17 protein-coding genes are annotated in these 20,505 nt (G+C 63.2%); 11 read left to right on the top strand and 6 right to left on the bottom strand.

Annotated features, from left to right (window positions below):
- Position 1: 1 nt before the first annotated feature.
- From M5B96_RS10775 to M5B96_RS10810, 8 genes are all read left to right on the top strand, one after another.
- Positions 2 to 379, top strand: a complete 378-nt coding sequence (locus M5B96_RS10775) for a phage holin family protein (protein WP_248796696.1) — start codon at positions 2 to 4, stop codon at positions 377 to 379.
- Complete coding sequence (locus M5B96_RS10780; protein WP_248796697.1) at positions 376 to 717, top strand: hypothetical protein; 342 nt, start codon at positions 376 to 378, stop codon at positions 715 to 717. The genes M5B96_RS10775 and M5B96_RS10780 overlap by 4 nt, the downstream gene beginning before the upstream one ends.
- 122 nt (positions 718 to 839) lie before the next feature.
- On the top strand, positions 840 to 2,003 hold the full coding sequence (locus tag M5B96_RS10785; protein ID WP_248796698.1) for an EAL domain-containing protein: 1,164 nt from the start codon (positions 840 to 842) through the stop codon (positions 2,001 to 2,003).
- 80 nt (positions 2,004 to 2,083) lie between these two features.
- On the top strand, positions 2,084 to 3,415 hold the full coding sequence (locus tag M5B96_RS10790; protein ID WP_248796699.1) for a deoxyguanosinetriphosphate triphosphohydrolase: 1,332 nt from the start codon (positions 2,084 to 2,086) through the stop codon (positions 3,413 to 3,415).
- A gap of 241 nt (positions 3,416 to 3,656) precedes the next feature.
- Entirely contained in the window at positions 3,657 to 4,106 is a 450-nt protein-coding gene (locus tag M5B96_RS10795; RefSeq protein ID WP_248796700.1) for a response regulator, read from the top strand.
- A 300-nt stretch (positions 4,107 to 4,406) separates the two neighbouring features.
- Positions 4,407 to 5,036, top strand: coding sequence for a response regulator transcription factor (locus M5B96_RS10800; RefSeq protein WP_040064687.1), 630 nt, complete (start codon positions 4,407 to 4,409; stop codon positions 5,034 to 5,036).
- A gap of 8 nt (positions 5,037 to 5,044) precedes the next feature.
- Positions 5,045 to 8,692: a transporter substrate-binding domain-containing protein gene (locus M5B96_RS10805; protein ID WP_248796701.1), complete on the top strand. Its 3,648-nt coding sequence runs from the start codon at positions 5,045 to 5,047 to the stop codon at positions 8,690 to 8,692.
- 64 nt (positions 8,693 to 8,756) lie between these two features.
- A complete protein-coding gene (locus tag M5B96_RS10810) occupies positions 8,757 to 11,696 on the top strand; it encodes an HD-GYP domain-containing protein (protein ID WP_248796702.1) in 2,940 nt (979 codons plus the stop codon).
- Positions 11,697 to 11,702: 6 nt separating this feature from the next.
- Here M5B96_RS10810 and M5B96_RS10815 read toward each other — a convergent pair whose 3' ends face one another.
- Together M5B96_RS10815 and M5B96_RS10820 are read right to left on the bottom strand one after the other, a co-directional pair.
- Positions 11,703 to 12,185 (bottom strand): GAF domain-containing protein, encoded by a 483-nt coding sequence (locus tag M5B96_RS10815; RefSeq protein ID WP_248796703.1) that lies wholly within the window; start codon positions 12,183 to 12,185, stop codon positions 11,703 to 11,705.
- The gene (locus tag M5B96_RS10820; RefSeq protein ID WP_248796704.1) at positions 12,182 to 13,072 is read right to left on the bottom strand and encodes an ATP-binding protein; all 891 of its coding nucleotides are present in this window, start codon (positions 13,070 to 13,072) and stop codon (positions 12,182 to 12,184) included. Before M5B96_RS10820 ends, M5B96_RS10815 begins: the two co-directional genes overlap by 4 nt.
- 167 nt (positions 13,073 to 13,239) lie before the next feature.
- Between M5B96_RS10820 and M5B96_RS10825 the strand changes: the two genes are divergently transcribed.
- A complete protein-coding gene (locus tag M5B96_RS10825) occupies positions 13,240 to 15,558 on the top strand; it encodes a response regulator (RefSeq protein ID WP_318654833.1) in 2,319 nt (772 codons plus the stop codon).
- Here M5B96_RS10825 and M5B96_RS10830 read toward each other — a convergent pair.
- From M5B96_RS10830 to msrB, 3 genes are all read right to left on the bottom strand, one after another.
- Positions 15,545 to 16,003, bottom strand: coding sequence for a MarR family winged helix-turn-helix transcriptional regulator (locus tag M5B96_RS10830; protein ID WP_248796706.1), 459 nt, complete (start codon positions 16,001 to 16,003; stop codon positions 15,545 to 15,547). The genes M5B96_RS10825 and M5B96_RS10830 overlap by 14 nt on opposite strands.
- On the bottom strand, positions 16,000 to 16,485 hold the full coding sequence (locus tag M5B96_RS10835) for a glutathione peroxidase (protein WP_248796707.1): 486 nt from the start codon (positions 16,483 to 16,485) through the stop codon (positions 16,000 to 16,002). Before M5B96_RS10835 ends, M5B96_RS10830 begins: the two co-directional genes overlap by 4 nt.
- A gap of 155 nt (positions 16,486 to 16,640) precedes the next feature.
- Complete coding sequence (gene msrB / locus M5B96_RS10840; RefSeq protein WP_248796708.1) at positions 16,641 to 17,036, bottom strand: peptide-methionine (R)-S-oxide reductase MsrB; 396 nt, start codon at positions 17,034 to 17,036, stop codon at positions 16,641 to 16,643.
- Positions 17,037 to 17,262: 226 nt separating this feature from the next.
- Here msrB and M5B96_RS10845 point away from each other — a divergent pair, with 226 nt between their 5' ends.
- On the top strand, positions 17,263 to 18,474 hold the full coding sequence (locus tag M5B96_RS10845) for a pyridoxal phosphate-dependent aminotransferase (protein ID WP_248796709.1): 1,212 nt from the start codon (positions 17,263 to 17,265) through the stop codon (positions 18,472 to 18,474).
- A 316-nt stretch (positions 18,475 to 18,790) separates the two neighbouring features.
- Complete coding sequence (gene htpX / locus M5B96_RS10850; protein ID WP_103499304.1) at positions 18,791 to 19,678, top strand: protease HtpX; 888 nt, start codon at positions 18,791 to 18,793, stop codon at positions 19,676 to 19,678.
- A 152-nt stretch (positions 19,679 to 19,830) separates the two neighbouring features.
- Here htpX and M5B96_RS10855 read toward each other — a convergent pair whose 3' ends face one another.
- Positions 19,831 to 20,490, bottom strand: a complete 660-nt coding sequence (locus M5B96_RS10855) for a thiopurine S-methyltransferase (protein ID WP_248796710.1) — start codon at positions 20,488 to 20,490, stop codon at positions 19,831 to 19,833.
- Positions 20,491 to 20,505 lie beyond the last annotated feature (15 nt).

Consider the following 20,505-nt stretch of genomic DNA (forward strand, 5'->3'; position numbering starts at 1 on the left):
TATGGCTGGGGACGAATCGAGCGGCAGCGGCGCCTCGACCCGCCGCCTGGGCGCGGCTTTCCTCGGCCTGTTGCACAGCCATGTGGAATTGTTCGGCATCGAGCTCCAGGAGCAGAAAGCCCGCACCGTCAGCCTGTTGCTGTTCGCCGGGTTGACCCTGGTGTTCGGCCTGCTGCTGCTGGTGGGGCTGTCGGCGCTGGTGCTGATCCTGTTCTGGGACAGCTGGCGCCTGGGCGCAATCATCGGCCTGTGCGTCTTTTACAGCCTGGCCGCGCTGTTCTGCGCCCTGCGCCTGAGGGCGGCACTCTTCGATGAGTCGTCGCCGTTCCACGCCACCCTTGAAGAGTTGGCCAACGATCGCGAGCGACTGCTGCCATGAGCCTGCCCGAACTGACGCACATCCATACCCGCCGCGACATGCGCAAGGCACTGATCCGCCTGCGCATGGAGATGCATCGCCAGGAAATCCGCCATGAGTCCCGGGAACTGCTGCAACCCTTGCAGCGCTTGCGTGGCCTGGGCCAGAACTGGCAGGCCAACCTGGGGATCAAGCATGCGCCCTTGTGGGGGATCGGTATCGTCACGCTACTGGGCTTCATGAGCGGCAGGGGCGCCAAGGGTAGCGGCGTGGACAGCCTGTCGCGCTGGGCGCGCCTGGGCGCCAGCCTGCTACCGCTGATTCGGCTGGCACTGCGAGGCGGCGCGTCCAAACCCTGACGCCAGAAAAGCTGGCTGCATTCTTGCAGTAGCCATCGGACTGGGCGCGACCCTTCGGGTTCGCGTCCAATCTGCCTTGCCCGCCGCAGCCAGACCTATAAGACCCAGCCCAAGGAGGCACCGTGATCGACGGGCAACCGCTCGCCTGCTTTCAGCCGTTCATCGATACCGCCACCGGCCGTATCGCCGGTGTCGAGGCCCTTGGCCGACTGCGCCAGGCCAACGGGCAACTGACCTCCGTGGGACCGCTGTTCGCCGATCCGCGAACGCCTTCGGCCGCGCTGCGCCGCCTGGATCGACAGATCCGCGACAACGCCCTGAGCCGGCTGCATGAAGCGCCCCGGGACTGGTTCCTGAGCCTGAACATGTCGCCGCGCTGGATCAGCCGCCTGAGCAACGGCCAGGCTTTGCCGAGCCTCAAGCAACTGGCGCAATACGATGTCGACCCGCGGCGCATCGTCTTCGAAATCACCGAACTGGGCGGCGACAGCCTGCGCCTGGCGGAAGTGGTCAGCCGCTATCGCGCCGCCGGTGCGCGCATCGCCATCGATGATTTCGGCGCCGGGTATTCCCAGCTCGATCGGGTCCTGGCCTTGCAGCCGGACATTCTCAAGCTCGACATGCGCCTGTTCCAGGCCGCCGCCCGTGGCGGTCCCAGCAGCGAAGTGGTCAAGGCCCTGGCGCAAATGGCGGAAAAGACCGGCTGCTGGATCATCGCCGAAGGCGTGGAAACCGAGGCCGAGCTGAATTTCGCCCTGGAATGCGGCTCGCGCTACGTACAGGGCTACCTGTTCGCCAAGGCCGAGCTGGAGTTCTTCGCCACCGACGCCTTTGTCGCCCGTTTTGCCGAACTGCGCGAGCGCTACGTGCAGCAGAAGCTGGCCGAACGCGCGCGCCTGATGAGCCTGCGCCAGCAACTGGGCGGACTCATGGCCACGCTGCAGAGCTGGGCCCAGGGCCAGGCGCCGCTCAGCCAGTTGCCGCAACCCGACGGCTATCCCTGGCTGTTGCGCTTCTACCAGTGCGATCGCCACGGCACCCAGCTCACCCCCAACCTGGAATGGCGCCACAACGCCTGGCAGGCCGACAGCAGCTACCTGGGGCACAACTGGTCCTGGCGGCCCTACTTCTATCACTTGCTGGCCGAAGGCTGGGACGAGCGCCGACTGATCCTCTCCAGCACCTACCGTGACGCCACCAGCAACCAGTATTGCCTGACCGCCGGGCAATTCTTCGACAACGGCCAACGGCTGCTGCTGATCGATATCGATGCCGCCGGCTTATAAATTTGCTTGCATGGTTTTGCTTGCAGGCCGGCCCGCTAAACGGGAAGCTGGGGGATCAGTCACCAACGGAGAGCCGCGCCTTGGATTGGCACACCCTGCTTACCCGCGAACGCCTCGGGAAATCGCTGCACAGCCCTGAAGAACTGGGTCGCAGCCCCTTCCACAAAGACCACGACCGCATCATTTTCTCCGGCGCCTTCCGGCGCCTGGGGCGCAAGACCCAGGTCCACCCGGTGACCAGCAACGACCATATCCACACCCGCCTGACGCACTCGCTGGAAGTCAGTTGCGTCGGTCGTTCCCTGGGCATGCGCGTCGGCGAAACCCTGCGCGACGCCCTGCCGGACTGGTGCGAACCGAGCGACCTGGGCATGGTCGTGCAATCGGCCTGCCTGGCCCACGACATCGGCAATCCGCCGTTCGGCCACTCCGGCGAGGACGCCATTCGCCACTGGTTCCAACAGGCGGCGGGACGCGGCTGGCTGGACGGCATGAGCGTGGCCGAAGGCAATGACTTCCTAAACTTCGAAGGCAACGCCCAGGGCTTCCGGGTGCTCACCCAGCTGGAATATCACCAGTTCGAAGGCGGTACCCGACTGACCTACGCCACCCTCGGCACCTACCTCAAGTACCCGTGGACGGCGCGGCACGCCGACTCCCTGGGTTACAAGAAGCACAAGTTCGGCTGCTACCAGAGCGAGCTACCGATCCTCGAACAGATCGCCCACAAGCTCGGCCTGCCGCAATTGGAGGAACAACGCTGGGCGCGCCACCCGCTGGTCTACCTGATGGAGGCCGCCGACGATATCTGCTACGCCCTGATCGACCTCGAGGACGGCCTGGAAATGGAGCTGCTCGACTATGCCGAGGTCGAGTCGCTGCTGCTCGGCCTGGTGGGCGACGATCTGCCGGAAACCTACCGGCAACTCGGGCCACGGGACTCCCGGCGCCGCAAGCTGGCGATCTTGCGCGGCAAGGCCATCGAACACCTGACCAACGCCGCCGCCCGGGCCTTCGTCGAGCAGCAGGATGCACTGCTGGCCGGGACGCTGCCGGGGGATCTGGTGGAACACATGCACGGTCCGGCGAAACGCTGCGTGCTCAATGCCAAGGACATCGCGCGCAAGAAAATCTTCCAAGACAAGCGCAAGACGCTGCATGAGATCGGCGCCTACACCACCCTGGAAATCCTCTTGAACGCCTTCTGTGGCGCGGCCCTGGAACAACACGGCGGGCGCACGCCATCGTTCAAGCATCGACGCATCCTCGACCTGCTCGGTAACAGCGCGCCGCAGCCCGAGTGGCCGTTGCACAGTTCGTTCCTGCGGGTGATCGACTTTATCGCCGGCATGACCGACAGCTATGCCAGCGAAATGGCCCGGGAAATGACTGGCCGCTCCAGCCCGGTTTAACACCCGGCGGCCCGCCCCCGGTCAGGGCGGGCCGCCTGGCGGGATAAAGCCTACGCAGGTGAGAGAATCAACTGATTGATCATGGCTCCGGCCCACTGAAATAATTGCTTTCCTCTTATGTCTGCCGCCCACACTCAAGCTGACCTGCCATTCAACAAGCGCCCGATTCCAGGCATATTTTCCTACAGAGCGCCTACCTATGTAGCCTTGTCCCGAGTCGACAGGTCGCCCGGAAAACACCATGCCCAAACACAACTTACGCATGTTGCTGGTAGAGGATCATCCCTTTCAACTGGCCGCAACCCAGAGCCTGCTCAACAGCTATGGCTTCCATGCCCTGACACCGGCGCTCAATGCCCGGGAAGCCTTGAGCGCCTTGAGTTCGGCACACACGCCGTTCGACCTGATGCTCTGCGACCAGTGCCTGCCGGACGTGCTCGGGCTGGACCTGATCGAAACCGCCTGCCGCGGCGGCATGATCAAGCAGGCAATCCTGCTCAGCAGCCTCAGCAGCGAGGAGCTCGATGCCCTCAGCACCCTCGCGCGGGAGCGGCGGCTGCCATTGCTCGGCTGCCTGAGCAAACCGCTGAACGGGCTCGCCCTGCGGAGCGCGCTGGGCCTGGACCGGCACACGCAGAAGGCCGGCCGCGCCGAGCCCGACCACGAGTCTTGCCCCAGCCCCTCGGCATGATTCCCGGCCGCCAGCCCCCACTTCCTTCCCGGGGTTGTCACCGGCAAAAACACGCCTATATACAAGTAGGACACTTCCCAAAAGATCATAAGATCTCATAAATCATTAAGCATTCCGTATAACCGCACACTTCAATACTGGATAGCACTTCCTGTTCAAACTGGCGCTATCCGTAAGTCGAAACCCTATTTGAAGTAGGAATATTCCTATACTACCTCTGTAGGGTCTTCCCTTCATGCGCCCGCTTGTCCAACTGAGCTAAGGTTCGCGCTTTCCAAGCAGCTCGTATGGGACTTTATTATGAACTCGGTTTTTATCGTCGACGACCACCCCGTTGTTCGCCTGGCCATCAGGATATTGTTGGAACAGGAGGATTGTTATGAAATAGTTGGGGAAACCGATAACGGTGTCGACGCCATGCAAATGGTCCGTGAATGCATGCCGGACCTGGTGATCCTGGATATCAGCATCCCCAAACTGGACGGCCTGGAGGTACTGGCCCGCTTCAATGCCATGAATTCGCCGCTCAAGACCCTGGTGCTGACGGCGCAGACACCCAACCTGTTCGCAATGCGCTGCATGCAGTCCGGTGCCTCGGGTTATGTCTGCAAGGCCGAAGACTTGAGCGAACTCCTGAGTGCGATCAAGGCGGTACTGTCCGGCTACAATTACTTCCCGAGCCAGGCGTTGATCGGGGCGCGAAAAGAAGGACCGGAAAATCCGGAAATCGAACTGTTCAAACTGGTGAACGACCGGGAACTGATGGTCCTGCAATTGTTTGCCCAGGGCCGGACCAACAAGGAAATCGCCAAGGGTATGTTTCTCAGTAACAAGACCGTCAGTACCTACAAGAAAAGACTCATGCAAAAACTCAAGGCCAAATCCTTGGTAGAGCTTATCGAGATGGCCAAACGCAACGCGGTAGTGTGAGAAAACCAATGCCCATGCGCATAAAGGACTATCTGATGGTGATCACAGGCTTGTGCCTGTGCCTGTCAGCGCTTGCAGAGCCCCCAAGTGTCACCCACTTCTCATTACTCAGCCGCTCGAGCACCAGCCACATGGAGGTCGCGCTGGACAAGGAACAACGGCGCTGGGTCCAGGACAAGCGTGAACTGCTGCTCGGCACCTCCGCCCCGGACTACCCGCCCTTCGACATGACCGTCAGCGGGCGTGACTACGAAGGCATCACCGCCGACTACGCCGGCATCCTGGGCCGAGCCCTGGGCTTGCCCGTCAAGGTGCAGAGCTTTGCTACCCGCGAGGCCGCCATCAGCGCCCTCGAACAGGGCCGGATCGACCTGCTCGGCAGCGCCAACGGCTTCGAGGCGGTGAACAAGAACATCGCCCTCTCGACCCCCTATGCCATCGACCAGCCGGTGCTGGTCACCCGCGAGGACGAAACCCGCGCCCTGAACGATGGCCTGGCGGGGATGCGCCTGAGCATGGTCTACCACTACCTGCCGCTGGACGAGATCAAGAGCCTTTATCCCAACGCCACGCTGCAGTTCTACCCGTCCTACCTGAACGCGCTCAACGCCGTGGCGTTCGACCAGGCCGACGTGTTCCTCGGCGACACCATCTCGACCCACTACCTGATCAACAAGGGCTATTTGCGCAATGTGAAAATGGCCAACTTCGGCAAACACGAGGCCTACGGTTTCAGCTTTGCCGTACGCGGCGACAATGCCGCCCTGCTGGGCGCCGTCAACGCGACTCTCAAGGCGATCCCCACCAGCGAGCGCGAGAATATCGCCCGGCGCTGGAGCGCCGGCAGCGACATCCTGCTGACCGACCACAAGCTGCAACTGACCGCCCGCGAAGAGCGCTGGATCAAGGAGCACCCGGTGGTCCGCGTGGTGGTCAACGAGGCCCTGGCGCCCATCACCTTCTTCGACGCCGACAACAGCTTCCGCGGCGTTACCGCCGACCTGCTGGAACTGATCCGCCTGCGCACCGGCCTGCGTTTCGAGGTGCAGCGCTCGCGCAGCCTGGACGACATGATCAATCGGGTGCAAAACCACCAGGCCGATATCATCGCCGCCGTCAGCCCGACCAATGAGCGCGAGAACGTCCTGCACTTCAGCCGGCCCTACATGGAAAACTCCTTCGTGCTGCTGACCGCCAAGGGCCGTGACGGCGCCAGCAACCTCGATCAAATGCAAGGCCGGCGCCTGGCGGTTATCCGCGGCAACCCGCTGATCGACTATCTGCGCAGGGACTTCCCGCAAATCAAGCTGATTGAAACCGACGACAGCCTCAAGGCGGTCGAACTGCTCGCCCAGGGCCAGGCGGACGGTGCGGTCAGCTCGCTGGTGATTGCCAACTACCTGATCGCCTCGCAAACCTTCGACGACCAGTTGCAGATCAGCGCGACCATCGGCACCCAACAGGCGATCTTCGCCCTGGCCACCGCCCGCGGTGCCACCGAGCTGGGCTCGATTCTCGACAAGGCGCTGCTGAGCATCGCCCCGGACGAACTGGGTATCATCAACAATCGCTGGCGCGGCTACACGCCGGCCTCCGACAGCTACTGGCGCAACTACCACCGGCTGATCCTGCAGATCGTCATGGGCGCCGGCGCGCTGCTGCTGCTGTCCCTCGGCTGGAACGCCTACATGCGCCGGCAGATCCGCCAACGACAACTGGCCGAACGGGCCCTGAGCGACCAGTTCGAATTCATGCGCGCGCTGGTCAACGGCACCCCGCACCCGATCTACGTGCGTGATCGCGAAGGCCTGTTGCAGACCTGCAACGACAGCTACCTGCAAGCCTTCTCGACCAGGCTTGAAGATGTGATCGGCAAGCGGGTCATGGACGCCTACCAGGGCAACGCCTTCGAGGCCCGCGAGTACCAGGCCGATTACCAGCGGGTGATGGACGAAGGCACGGCGCAGATCTGCGACCGCACACTGCATATCGGCGACCGCCGGATGACCATCTATCACTGGATCCTGCCCTACCGTAATTCCCTGGGCGAAGTACAAGGCATCATCGGCGGCTGGATCGATATCAGCGAACGCCGCGAACTGTTCGACGAGTTGCGCGCGGCCAAGGATCAGGCTGACAGCGCCAACCGGGCCAAGAGCACGTTCCTGGCGACCATGAGCCACGAAATCCGCACGCCGATGAACGCGGTGATCGGCATGCTCGAACTGACCCTCAAGCGCGCGGACCAGGGCCATCTGGATCGCCCCGCCATCGAAGTCGCCTACAACTCGGCCAAGGACCTGCTGGAACTGATCGGCGATATCCTCGATATCGCCCGCATCGAATCCGGACGCCTGAGCCTGTCCCCCGAGCGGGTCAACCTCAGCGAGCTGGTGGATTCGGTGGTCAGGGTCTTCGATGGCCTGGCGCGCCAGAAGCAGCTGGACCTGGTGGTCCGGCTGCCCGAACGCCACGACATCGGCGACATCCTGATCGATCCGCTGCGCTTCAAGCAGATCCTGTCCAACCTGATCAGCAATGCCATCAAGTTCACCGAGCAGGGCCAGGTCACCATCTCGCTGCTGATGCAACCCGCCGCCGGCGCGCAACGGACGAACATGACCCTGACCGTCCAGGACAGCGGCATCGGCATCAGCGCCGCCGACCAGGCCCGGCTGTTCGAACCCTTCGTCCAGGCCGACAACTCCGGGCACCTGGCCCGTAGCGGCGCCGGCCTGGGCCTGGTGATCTGCCGCAGCCTGTGCGAAATGATGGGCGGCACCCTGACCTTGTCCAGCGTGCCCGGTGAAGGCACCCGCGTGGTGGTGAGCCTGGAACTGGACAGTCTCGCGGCGACGCAAGGCAGCGCCCAGCGCGACCCTGAACTGGCTCCGGCGCTACAGGCCTTGAATGTCCTGGTGGTGGACGACCACCCGGCCAACCGCCTGCTGATGTGTCAGCAGCTGGGCTTTCTGGGCCACTCATTCAGCACCGCGCAGAACGGCGCAAGCGGCTTGCAGGCTTGGAAAGACGGGCACTTCGACCTGGTGATCGTCGACTGCAACATGCCGGTGCTGAACGGCTACGAGATGACCCGGCGCCTGCGCGAACATGAAGCCAGCCATGATCTGCCACCCTGTACGGTGTTCGGCTTCACCGCCAACGCCCAGCCCGAGGAACGCACCCGCTGCAAGGAAGCCGGCATGGACGACTGCCTGTTCAAACCCATCAGCCTGACCACCCTCAACCAGAAGCTCGCCGCTGTCACGCCGCGCCCGCGCCCGGCCCCCTTCAGCCTCGACAGCCTGCACGCCCTGACCGGAGGCGAACCGCTGCTGATGCGTCGCTTGCTCGACGAGCTGCTGAGCAGTTGCCAGGCGGACCGCGAGGAACTGCGCGCGGTGCCGGTCAATGGTGACCTGCTTGAGCTGATCGACATGGCCCACAAGATCAAGGGCGCGGCGCGGATCGCCCAGGCCAGCGAGTTGGTGGAGCACTGCGAAACCCTGGAAAAGCTCTGCCAGGAACAGGCGCCGACGCCGCGGCTCGAAGCTGCCCGGCAGGCCATCGTGCAGGCGCTGCTCGAACTCGAAACAGCGCTGCGCAAACACACCGACCCGCCACCGGAAAAATTGCCGGCCGAGGACAACACCTGACAGCGGACATTGACTATCCTTGGGCGCTGAGCAGTGCACCTCATCACCCAGGGAGATCGGCCCCATGCAACGCGAAAGACGCCGGCTGGCGCTGCACGTGCACATCAGTATCCTGTTCACCTGCCTGCTGCTGTTGACCGGGATCCTGCTGGGGCTGTTCAACTACCGGCAAACCACACAGATCATTCTCTCCAGCAGTGAAAAGCTCTTCGCCAGGGTCCGCGACGATGTACAGCTGGATCTACACAACACCTACCAGCCGATTCGCCATCTGCTGAGCCTGCTGGCCATCGACGAACGCACCCAGGCCCTAACGCTTGCGCAACGGCTGGCCCTGCTCAAGCCCTTCACCCAGGCGCTGAACGACAATCCGAACCTGGCCTCGCTTTACCTCGGCTACGCCGATGGCGATTTCTTCATGGTCCGGCCGCTGCGCGACAGCGCCCTGCGCGCCTACTTCAAGGCGCCGGAGAATGCCGCCTTCCAGGTCTGGAGCATCGAGCGCGACCCCGGCGCCCAAGGGGCCAAATCCGAATCGCTGTTCTTCGACGCGGCATTGCAGTTGATCGGCCGCCAGGATAATCATCGCGAAGCCTACGATCCCCGCGTCAGGGCCTGGTTCAACAGCGCACTGAACGACAGCGACCAGATCACCACCGCGCCCTACCTGTTTTTCTCCACCCACAATGTCGGCACCACACTCGCCCGGCGCAGCAGCGCGAACGTGGTGATCGCCGCCGACCTGACCCTCGCCGACCTGTCCGCGACCCTGGACAGGCACAAGGTCACGCCCTCGACCGAAATCGTCCTGTTCGATGAAAACGCCAATGCCGTGGCGTACCCCGACTACGCCCGGCTGATCGGCGGCGGCAGCGACGCGCGCCTGCCCCGGGTAGAGGACCTGAGCCCGATCCTGCGGCGCTTCATGGAACCGGACAGCAGCACCGAGCATCATATGGCGACCGCGCAACGGCAATGGATAGTCTCCCGCACACCACTCGCCGAAGGCGGCCCCAAGGGCCTGCAACTGGCCCTGCTGGTGCCGGAAGACGAACTCCTGGCGGACGCCTACCGGATCCGCTGGCAAGGCGCGCTGATCACCCTGGCCACCCTGCTGCTGTGCCTGCCCCTCGGCTGGTTGACCTCCAGGCTCCTGGTCAAGCCGCTACACGCCCTGGTGCAGGAGGCCGATGCGATTCGCAGCTTCAACTTCAACCACCCGGCGACACCACGTTCGCCGGTGCTGGAAGTCGACCGCCTGGCGATCTCGATGACCCGCATGAAACAGACCCTGGCCAGCTTCTTCGAAATCGCTTCCAGCCTCTCGGCGCAGACCCGCTTCGACCCGTTGCTGCAACGGCTGCTCGAGGAAACGCTGAAAATCGCCCAGGCCCGCGCCGGCCTGATCTACCTGCTGGACAGCGACAGCCGCGAGTTGGAAGCCCATGCCCTGATCATCGATGGCGTCCTCCAGGATCCCCGGCAATTCGAGATCCGCAACGCCGCCGAGGCCGACGAACAGCGCCCGGCCTGGCTCAAGACACTCGACCAGCGCGACAACGTGGTCGCCAGCCTGGGCTTCGAGCAGGCGGACGACTTGCAAAAGGTCCTGCTCGCCCTGCAAAGCCCGCGCATTCACCTGATCGGTATTCGCCTGCACAACCGCCAGGGCGAAACCGTCGGCGTCCTCGCCCTGCTGCTGCCGGACAGCGGTAGCGAAGCCGATATGGAGCACCTGCAGCCGGATCGCATCGCCTTTATCAGCGCCATTTCCGGCACCGCCGCCGCCTGCATCGAGAGCCAGCGCCTGCAAGCGCGGCAGAAGCAATTGCTGGACGCCTTCATCCAGTTGCTGGCCGGGGCCATCGATGCCAAGAGTCCTTACACCGGTGGCCACTGCCAGCGCGTCCCGGCGCTGACGCTGATGATCGCCGAGGCTGCCGCGGCCAGCCAGATGCCGGCGTTCGAGGGCTACCAGCCCACGGAAGACGAATGGGAAGCCCTGCACGTCGCCGCCTGGCTGCATGACTGCGGCAAGGTCACCACGCCGGAATATGTGGTCGACAAGGCGACCAAGCTGGAAACCCTGTATGACCGCATTCACGAAATACGTACCCGTTTCGAAGTACTCAAGCGCGATGCCTGGGTTGCCTATTGGCAAGGCCTGGCACAGGGCGGCAACGAGTCGACCTTGAGCCAGGCGCGCGACGCCAGTCTCACCGCCCTCGACGAGGACTTTGCCTTTGTCGCCCACTGCAACCTGGGCGGCGAAGCCATGGCCGAGGCCGACCTGGAACGCCTGGGGCGGATTGCCCAACGCACCTGGACCCGCACCCTGGATGATCGCCTCGGCGTTTCCTGGGAAGAAAAACACCGCCAGGAACGGCGCCCGGCCTCGCCCCTGCCGGCCATCGAGCCGTTACTCGCGGACAAACCCGAACACCTGTTCGAACGCAACGCCGCCGAACTGATCCCCGCCGACAACCGCTGGGGCTTTCAACTCGACGTGCCGCCCTACAAGTTCAATCGAGGGGAGCTGTACAACCTGAGCATCAGCCGTGGGACACTGACCCGCGAAGAGCGCTACATCATCAACCATCACATGGTGCAAACCATCCTGATGCTCGATCAACTGCCGTTTCCCGGGCACCTCGCCGCCGTGCCGGAAATTGCCGGCGGCCACCACGAAAAAATGGATGGCACCGGTTACCCCAAGCGCCTGAAGCGTGAACAGATGAGCCTGCCGGCGCGGATGATGGCGATCGCCGATATCTTCGAGGCACTGACCGCCGCCGATCGCCCCTACAAAAAGGGCAAGTCCCTGAGCGAAGCGCTGGGTATCATGGCCGGCATGTGCCGCGACGCCCATATCGATCCGGAATTATTCCAGCTGTTTATCCGCGAAGAAATCTACCTGCGCTACGCCGAGCAGCACGTCCTGCCCCTGCAGATCGACACGGTAGATGTCGAGTCGCTGCTGGAGAAGGCCGGCCTGGCTGCCTGAGCCGCCTCAGCAGTCGCTCAGACGCAGGAAAATCGCCGCCAGGTGCTCGATGCCGGCCTGGTCTTCGAGGGTGAAACGGGCCAGGCGCGGGCTGTCCAGGTCGAGCACGCCGATCAGGCGGCCATCCTTGACCAGCGGCACCACCAGTTCGCTGTTCGAGGCGCTGTCGCAGGCGATATGCCCGGCAAACGCATGCACATCCTCGACCCGCTGGGTTTCCCGGGTCGCCGCGGCGGTCCCGCAGACGCCACGGCCGAAGGGAATGCGCACGCAGGCGATCTGGCCCTGGAACGGCCCGAGCACCAGTTCCTCCTCGCGATTGAGGTAGAAGCCGGCCCAGTTCAGGTCCTCCAACTGATTGAACAGGAAGGCCGAGAACTGCGCGGCATTGGCGATGAAATCCCGCTCGTCGGCCAGCAGCGACTCCAGTTGCGCGTGTAACAGCCGGTAGCCGTCCAGGCCGCTGCCGGCTTTTTGCAAATCGATCATGGTGCCTGCTCCAGCAACTTCAACCCCACCCAATAGCGGGCAAACTGATAGGCGCAGCGACCATTGCGATTGCCGCGTCCGGTGGCCCAGCGCACTGCCTGGATATCCAGCGCCTCGTCGCGCTGCCAGGCCAGGCCGGCCTTGAGCGCCAGCTCGCCGACCCAGTGCTCGACCACGCTGAGGAAGTGTTCCTGGGTGAAGGGGTAGAACGACAGCCACAGGCCGAAGCGGTCGGACAGGGCGATCTTGTCCTCCACGGCTTCGCTGGGGTGCAGTTCGCCGTCGACGCGCTTCCAGTTTTCGTTGTCGCTCTCTTTCTCCGGCACCAGGTGCCGACGGTTCGAGGTGGCGTAGAGCAGGACGTTGTCCGGGGCCTGTTCGAGGGAACCGTCGAGTACACTCTTGAGCACCCGGTAGTCGCCTTCGCCGGCTTCGAAGGACAGGTCATCGCAAAACAGCACGAAGCGCTGCGGCAGCTTTTGCAACTGCTCCACCACCCGTGGCAGGTCCGCCAGGTGATCGCGCTCGATCTCGATCAGGCGCAAGCCGGCCTGGGCATGCTCGGCGAGCAAGGCGCGCACCAGCGAGGACTTGCCGGTACCGCGCGACCCCCAGAGCAAGGCATGGTTGGCCGGCAAGCCATCGAGGAACTGCCGGGTGTTGCGCGCCAACTGCTCGCGCTGCTTGTCGACACCGATCAGGTCGGACAAGCGCATGTCCAGGCTGACCGCCAGCGGCAACAAGTACCCGCCGCGCCCTTCGCGCTGCCAGCGCGCGGCCAGGCAGGCGTTCCAATCGATGGCCTGGCGCGGCGCGGGCAACAGCGGTTCGAGACGGGCGAGCACCGCGTCGGCACGCTCAAGAAAGGCATTCAATCGAGAATCCACGACGTTTCCTCAGGCAAGTTCATACGATGATGTCGCACCGGCGCCGTCGGGCGCCCGCAAGCTCTGGCAGACTGCACGCAACGCGTATCGAATCCCCCACTGCCGGTGCGCCCGTCGGATCAGCTATGCTTGCCGGGCGAAGGGAAAGGAAAGTGGTACACCACCCCATGGATATAAAATTCACCCACCGCTTGTCTTACAAACAAGCCCGGTTGACGGTGCTGGTCGGCTTCATTCTGGGAACACTGCTCAGTCTGCTGCAAATCGGCATCGATTATGCCAGCGAAAGCGCCTCGATCAACCGTGAAATCCTCTCCCTGCTGGAAATCAGCCACAACCCGGCATCGAGGATCGCCTACAACATCGACGCCGAACTGGCGCAGGAACTGGCCCTGGGCCTGCTGCACTCGCCGGCGGTGCTGCGCGCGCAATTGATCGACAACAACAACATGGTCCTGGCCAGCGTCGAACGGCCGCGCCAGGAGGGCGGCTATCGAATGATCAGCGATTGGCTGTTCGGTGCCGATCGGCGCTTCGAAGACCGGCTTTATCTCAGTCATTTGCCAGACGAATCCCTGGGCACCCTGCACCTGGATATCGACACCTACACCTTTGGCATCCGCTTCCTGCATCGGGCCGAAATAACCTTGCTCAACGGTTTTGTCCGCAGCCTGATCCTCACCATTATCCTGCTGGTGTTGTTCTACGTGATGCTGACCAAACCCCTGGTGCGGGTGATCCAGGCCCTCAGCAGCAGCACCCCGGGCCAGTCGAAACAGGCGCGGCTGGCGTTCCCGCCCGGCCACGAACACGATGAAATCGGCGTGCTGGTCAAGGTCGCCAACCAACAATTCGAAAACATGAGCACCGAGATCCAGCAGCGCCGCAGCGCCGAAAACCGTCTGACCGACTACCTCGGCCAGCTGGAAAACATTGTCTCGGCCCGCACCACCGAGCTCAAGGCCAGCAACGCGCGGCTGAGCCAGTCCAACGAAGAGCTGGAAGTGGCGCGCAGCACGGCGCTGAACATGGCCCAGGCGCGTTCGGCGTTCCTGGCCAACATGAGCCATGAGATCCGTACGCCCTTGAACGGCCTGCTCGGCATGATCGCCCTGTCCCTGGACAGCCCGTTGAACGCCGAGCAACGCCAGCAGTTGTCGATTGCCCACGACTCCGGAAAGGTCCTGGTCGAGCTGCTCAACGATATCCTCGACCTGTCGAAATTCGACGCCGGGCAACTGGAGCTGGAACGCATTCCCTTCGACCTCGGCGCGCTGGTCGAGGACACCGCCAACCTGCTCTCGCAGAACGCCGCCCCCAGCGTCGAACTGGCCTGCCTGATCGACCCACAATTCCCGGCCCTGGTAGTGGGCGACCCGACCCGGGTCCGGCAGATCGTCAGCAACCTGTTGTCCAACGCCCTGAAGTTCACCCGCTTCGGGCGCGTCGATGTGCGCCTGAGCGCCCGCGACAACGGCGTACGCATCGAAATCTGCGACACCGGCATCGGCATCGCCCAGGAGGCCCAGGCGAAGATCTTCCAGCCCTTCACCCAGGCCGGCGCCGGTATCACCCGGCAGTTCGGCGGCACCGGCCTCGGGCTGACCCTGACCTACAACCTCTGCGAAGCCATGAAAGGCCGCCTGACGATCAGTTCCGAAGTCGGCTTCGGCAGCCAGTTCTGCGCCGAACTGCCGTTGCCTGCGCACACCCCGGCGGCAGCGCCAAAGCTGCTCACCGGCAAAATCATCGCCGTCACCTCCAGCACCAGCGGCCTGAGCGAACTGCTCAGCCACCAGTTGCCGGTCTGGGGCCTGGACTACCAGCGCTACGGGTTGGACGACAGCCTGGCCGGGGTCAACCCCGACCTGTTGATCACCGACTGCCCCGAATGCCTGTTCGGCCTGCGGCCGGCGATCAGCGCGCCGATCCTGCTGGTCACCGCCTATGGCAACTTCATGCCCAGCGAGCAGGCCAGTGCCCTCGCCCCGCTGCAACAACAGGCCCGGCCGCTGGCGCGCAACGCGCTGTACCAGACGCTGGCGCGGATCCTGCTGCCCGACGATCCGGCCGAGCTCAACGTCCAGCCGCGAGACAACCAGCCTTCGCGACGCGCCCGCATCCTGTTGGTGGAGGACAATCCGGTCAACCAACTGGTGGCCAAGGGCATGCTCGGCAAGCTCGGCTGCGAAGTGACGGTCGCCGCCCATGGCGGCGAGGCGCTGAGCCAGCTGGAACAGCAGGTGTTCGACCTGGTGCTGATGGATTGCAATATGCCGGTCATGGACGGTTACGAAGCCAGCCGGCAGATCCGCCGCAGCGGGCGCTGGCCGAACCTGCCGATCGTCGCGCTGACGGCCAACGCCATGCCCGAGGAGCGCGAACGCTGCCGGGCCGCGGGTATGAGCGACTACCTGGCCAAGCCTTTCCGCCGAGAAGAACTGATGGCCCTGCTCGAACAGTGGGTGCCCGCTACAGCGGTTTGAGCTGTGCCAGCAATTGGTCGAGACCGTGGCGCAGTTCATCCAAGCGGCTCAGGTCCACAGCGCTGTCGCAGAGCAGGCGGGTCTTGATCGGCAGCACCCGCGCGCGCAACGCCACCCCGCTGGGGCTCAGGCTCAGATGCACTTCACGCTCGTCGAGGGCCGAACGGCGCCGCTGCACCAGGGCCATCTGCTCAAGGCGCTTGAGCAACGGCGTCAGCGTCCCCGAGTCGAGCAGCAGGCGCTCGCCGAGGGCCTTGACCGTCGGTTGCGCCGGTGCGCTGTCGTGCCACTCCCACAGCACCAGCATCGCCAGATACTGCGGATAGGTCAGGCCCAATTGCTCGAGCATCGGCTTGTAGCCCCGGATCACCGCCCGTGAAGCGGCGTAGAGCTTGAAGCAGAGCTGGCTGTCGAGACGCAGCGAATCGCTGGACAGGTCATTCATTTAAGCAGGGCTTCGATCTCGCGGGTCAGGCTCTCGGGCTTGGTGGTGGGCGCGAAACGCTTGACCAGGCGGCCATCCTTGCCGATCAGGAACTTGGTGAAGTTCCACTTGATGCCCTGGGACCAGAGCAGGCCCGGCGCGCGTTTCTTCAACTGGACGAACAGCGGATGGGCTGCCTCGCCGTTGACATCGATCTTCTTGAACAGCGGGAAACTGACGCCGTAGTTCAACTCGCAGAACTCGGAGATCGCCCCTTCGTTGCCCGGCTCCTGCTTGCCGAACTGGTTGCAGGGGAAACCGAGCACTACCAGCCCGCGGTCCTTGTAGGACTGCCAGAGTTGCTCAAGCCCTTTGTACTGCGGGGTAAAACCACATTTGCTGGCAGTGTTGACCACCAGGATGGCCTTGCCGGCGAAGTCGCCCAGGGTCTTTTGCTCACCCTTGATGGTGGTGCAAGGGATGTTCAGCAGGTTATCGCTCATGACAGTTCCTCCAATGAATGTCGAACAAGATAGCGGGCAATTGAATTGCACACAATTCAATTGCCCCGATTGATGGTCAGCCATAAGCCACGGCCCCCCTTCCCCGCCGGGCTTCACGCGGGCCCGGAACTCCGGGACGCCGCGCAAAACCGGAGTCATTCGCGCGGCAGCAGATCCAGGCACACGGAGTTGATGCAGTAGCGCAAACCGGTCGGCGGCGGGCCGTCGGGAAAGACATGGCCCAGGTGCGCATCGCATTTGGCGCAGACCACTTCGGTACGGATCATGCCGTGGCTGATATCGCGGATCTCGACCATCGCGCTGGCACCGATCGGCTGGTAAAAGCTCGGCCAGCCGCAGCCGGAGTCGAACTTGGCGCGGGAATCGAACAGCGCCTCGTTGCAGCAGATGCAATGATAGACCCCATCGGTCTTGGTGCCGTTGTATTTGCCCGAGAACGGCCGCTCGGTGCCTTTGAGCCGGCACACGTTGTACTGCTCCGGGTCGAGCATGGCGCGCCATTCTTCCAGGGTCTTTTCCAACTTTTCCATCGTTACACCTCGGCGGCTGAAAAACCCCGATCTGTATCTTTTCCACGGATCGGGTGGCACGTATGATTGCGCCTCGTCAAACGCCAGTCTGGCACCCGTGTCCGCCGCATTCAAACGGATTTTAGAAGCCAGCGGCCGGGGACCATGGGACGAGGTGGAAACGCAGTATTGCCATAGCGGCCTCGACGAGACCGCCTGGATCGTCCATTTTCAGGATCACATCGCCATGCAGGTCAGCAAATCGAACAAGCTCGCCAACGTCTGCTACGACATTCGCGGCCCAGTGCTCAAGCACGCCAAACGCCTGGAAGAGGAAGGCCATCGCATCCTCAAGCTGAACATCGGCAACCCGGCGCCCTTCGGTTTCGAAGCCCCGGACGAAATCCTCCTGGACGTGATCCGCAACCTGCCGACCGCACAGGGCTACAGTGACTCCAAGGGCCTGTACAGCGCCCGCAAGGCGGTCATGCAGTACTACCAGCAGAAGCAGGTCGAAGGCGTCGGCATCGAGGACATCTACCTGGGCAACGGTGTGTCCGAACTGATCGTGATGTCCATGCAGGCCCTGCTCAACAATGGCGACGAAGTGCTGATCCCGGCACCGGATTACCCGCTGTGGACCGCCGCCGTGAGCCTGGCCGGCGGCAACCCGGTGCACTACCTGTGCGACGAGCAGGCCAACTGGTGGCCGGACCTGGCCGACATCAAGGCCAAGATCACCCCCAATACCAAGGCCCTGGTGATCATCAACCCGAACAACCCGACGGGCGCGGTGTATTCCAAGGAAGTGCTGCTGGGCATGCTGGAACTGGCACGCCAGCACAACCTCGTGGTCTTTTCCGACGAGATCTACGACAAGATCCTCTACGACGATGCCGTACACATCTGCACCGCCTCGCTGGCACCGGACCTGCTGTGCCTGACCTTCAACGGCCTGTCCAAGTCCTATCGGGTGGCGGGTTTCCGTTCCGGCTGGGTGGCGATCTCCGGCCCCAAGCACAATGCCCAGAGCTACATCGAAGGCCTCGACATCCTGGCCAACATGCGCCTGTGCGCCAACGTGCCGAGCCAGCACGCGATCCAGACCGCCCTCGGCGGCTACCAGAGCATCAACGACCTGGTGCTGCCGGCCGGGCGCCTGCTGGAGCAGCGCAACCGCACCTGGGAACTGCTCAATGACATTCCCGGCGTCAGCTGCGTGAAACCCATGGGCGCGCTCTACGCCTTCCCGCGGATCGACCCGAAAGTCTGCCCGATCCTCAACGACGAGAAGTTCGTCCTCGACCTGCTGCTGTCGGAGAAGCTGCTGGTGGTCCAGGGCACCGCGTTCAACTGGCCATGGCCCGATCACTTCCGCGTGGTCACCCTGCCACGGGTGGATGACCTGGAACAGGCCATCGGGCGCATCGGCTCGTTCCTGAAAACCTACCGCCAGTAATTTCCTACAACCTCCTGCGACTCATCCGCGAGTCGCAGGAAGGCACTTTCCTTCCATTTCTTTTTGTATGTCTTTGCGTCAGCATGCCGCCGGCCAGGGGAATGCTCTCACCGCCAGCGCATACCCCGGCTTCAAAGGGGCGCGCAGGGTTACGACGCCTGAAAAACCTAAGCTCTCCCTTAGGAAATGACTGGCAAGTGGCTAGAATCAAGCTGTAGGACACAGTTTGAAATAGTCACCCGGTTGAATAGGTCGGAGCCGCACCTTATATACCCCGCATGACGCTACATCTTTAGCTGAGGAGAAACTTTCAACCATGATGCGCATCCTGCTGTTCTTGGCCACCAACCTGGCGGTCGTGCTGATTGCCAGCATCACCCTGAGCCTTTTCGGCTTCAACGGGTTCATGGCGGCCAACGGGGTTGACCTCAACCTCAATCAGCTGCTGGTCTTCTGTGCGGTCTTTGGTTTCGCGGGTTCGCTGTTCTCGCTGTTCATCTCCAAGTGGATGGCGAAGATGAGCACCGGCACCCAACTCATTACCCAACCTCGTACCCGCCATGAGCAGTGGCTGCTGCAAACCGTCGAGCAACTGTCCCGCGACGCCGGGATCAAGATGCCCGAGGTCGGTATCTTCCCGGCCTACGAAGCGAACGCCTTCGCCACCGGCTGGAACAAGAACGACGCGCTGGTGGCGGTCAGCCAGGGCCTGCTGGAGCGCTTCTCGCCCGATGAAGTGAAGGCCGTGCTGGCCCACGAGATCGGCCACGTGGCCAATGGCGACATGGTCACCCTGGCGCTGATACAGGGCGTGGTGAACACCTTCGTGATGTTCTTCGCGCGGATCATCGGCAACTTCGTCGACAAGGTCATCTTCAAGAACGAAGAAGGCCAGGGCATCGCCTACTACGTGGCGACCATCTTCGCCGAACTGGTCCTGGGTTTCCTGGCCAGCGCCATTGTCATGTGGTTCTCGCGCAAGCGCGAATTCCGCGCAGACGAAGCCGGTGCCAGCCTGGCCGGTACCGCCGCGATGATCGGCGCCCTGCAACGCCTGCGCTCCGAACAGGGCCTGCCGGTGCACATGCCCGACACCCTGAATGCCTTCGGCATCAACGGCGGCCTGAAGCAGGGTCTGGCGAAGATGTTCATGAGCCACCCACCGCTGGAAGAGCGTATCGAAGCCCTGCGTCGACGCGGCTGATAACCACTCTGATGGCACCGGTTAAAGGGTGCTGTTGTGGGAAGCGGAGCTTGCCCGCGAAGAGGCCCAGGGGCCGCCAAAAGCTTCGCGGGCAAGCTCCGCTCCCACAGAATCCGCGACACCCTTGGAATCATCGGCGGCTTACCTGCTTCCTACGAAACCTTCTCCAACCGGTAAACCCGCTCGTCGAGCCGCGTCACCCCAGCCTGGAGAAACTTCCAGCTTTCGCCGAGCACATCTTGCTCATCCTCGACCTGAAGCTGCCAGCGCGGCTCCAGCAAGCGCCGGACCTCACCATCGAGCAAGGCGAACGGCGGTCCGTCGAGCTGAGCCTGGTCATAGTCGAGGGTGATCAACAGCCCCTGGGTGCCGACCGCCAGTATCTCGCTCAAATGCGCCGCATAGCGCTCGCGCATCGGTGGCGGCAGGGCGATCAGCGCGGCCCGGTCATACAACCCGACACAATCGGCAACATCCGCTGCCGTCAAGGCAAAGAAATCCCCACACCAGAGCTCCAGCGGACCCGCCTCATAGATAATGAAAGCACCCTGCTGACGGATCAGCGGCTTGAGCTGCTGCTCGGCAAAGAAAGCCTCCACGGCCTTCTCCGACAACTCCACCCCCAGCACCCGCAGGCCTTGGGCCGCCAGCCAGGCCAGGTCGAGGCTCTTGCCACACAAGGGCACCAGCACCCGCGCCCCGACCGGCAATGCCAGGTCGGGCCAGAACCGCTGCAAATGGGGGTTGACCTGTTCCAGGTGAAAGCCGATCTGATTGTGTTCCCAACGCTTGTGCCAAAACTCCGGTTGCATAGGCTCACCTTGAAG

The sequence above is a fragment of the Pseudomonas sp. MWU13-2105 genome (assembly GCF_023242315.1).
GTDB lineage: Bacteria > Pseudomonadota > Gammaproteobacteria > Pseudomonadales > Pseudomonadaceae > Aquipseudomonas.

Coding starts and splice junctions, on each gene's coding strand:
- M5B96_RS10775 (WP_248796696.1), top strand. CDS start 2: ATGGCTGGGGACGAATCGAGCGGCAGCGGCGCCTCGACCCGCCGCCTG.
- M5B96_RS10780 (WP_248796697.1), top strand. CDS start 376: ATGAGCCTGCCCGAACTGACGCACATCCATACCCGCCGCGACATGCGC.
- M5B96_RS10795 (WP_248796700.1), top strand. CDS start 3,657: ATGCCCAAACACAACTTACGCATGTTGCTGGTAGAGGATCATCCCTTT.
- M5B96_RS10800 (WP_040064687.1), top strand. CDS start 4,407: ATGAACTCGGTTTTTATCGTCGACGACCACCCCGTTGTTCGCCTGGCC.
- M5B96_RS10805 (WP_248796701.1), top strand. CDS start 5,045: ATGCCCATGCGCATAAAGGACTATCTGATGGTGATCACAGGCTTGTGC.
- M5B96_RS10810 (WP_248796702.1), top strand. CDS start 8,757: ATGCAACGCGAAAGACGCCGGCTGGCGCTGCACGTGCACATCAGTATC.
- M5B96_RS10815 (WP_248796703.1), bottom strand. CDS start 12,185: ATGATCGATTTGCAAAAAGCCGGCAGCGGCCTGGACGGCTACCGGCTG.
- M5B96_RS10825 (WP_318654833.1), top strand. CDS start 13,240: ATGGATATAAAATTCACCCACCGCTTGTCTTACAAACAAGCCCGGTTG.
- M5B96_RS10830 (WP_248796706.1), bottom strand. CDS start 16,003: ATGAATGACCTGTCCAGCGATTCGCTGCGTCTCGACAGCCAGCTCTGC.
- M5B96_RS10835 (WP_248796707.1), bottom strand. CDS start 16,485: ATGAGCGATAACCTGCTGAACATCCCTTGCACCACCATCAAGGGTGAG.
- msrB (WP_248796708.1), bottom strand. CDS start 17,036: ATGGAAAAGTTGGAAAAGACCCTGGAAGAATGGCGCGCCATGCTCGAC.
- M5B96_RS10845 (WP_248796709.1), top strand. CDS start 17,263: ATGCAGGTCAGCAAATCGAACAAGCTCGCCAACGTCTGCTACGACATT.
- htpX (WP_103499304.1), top strand. CDS start 18,791: ATGATGCGCATCCTGCTGTTCTTGGCCACCAACCTGGCGGTCGTGCTG.
- M5B96_RS10855 (WP_248796710.1), bottom strand. CDS start 20,490: ATGCAACCGGAGTTTTGGCACAAGCGTTGGGAACACAATCAGATCGGC.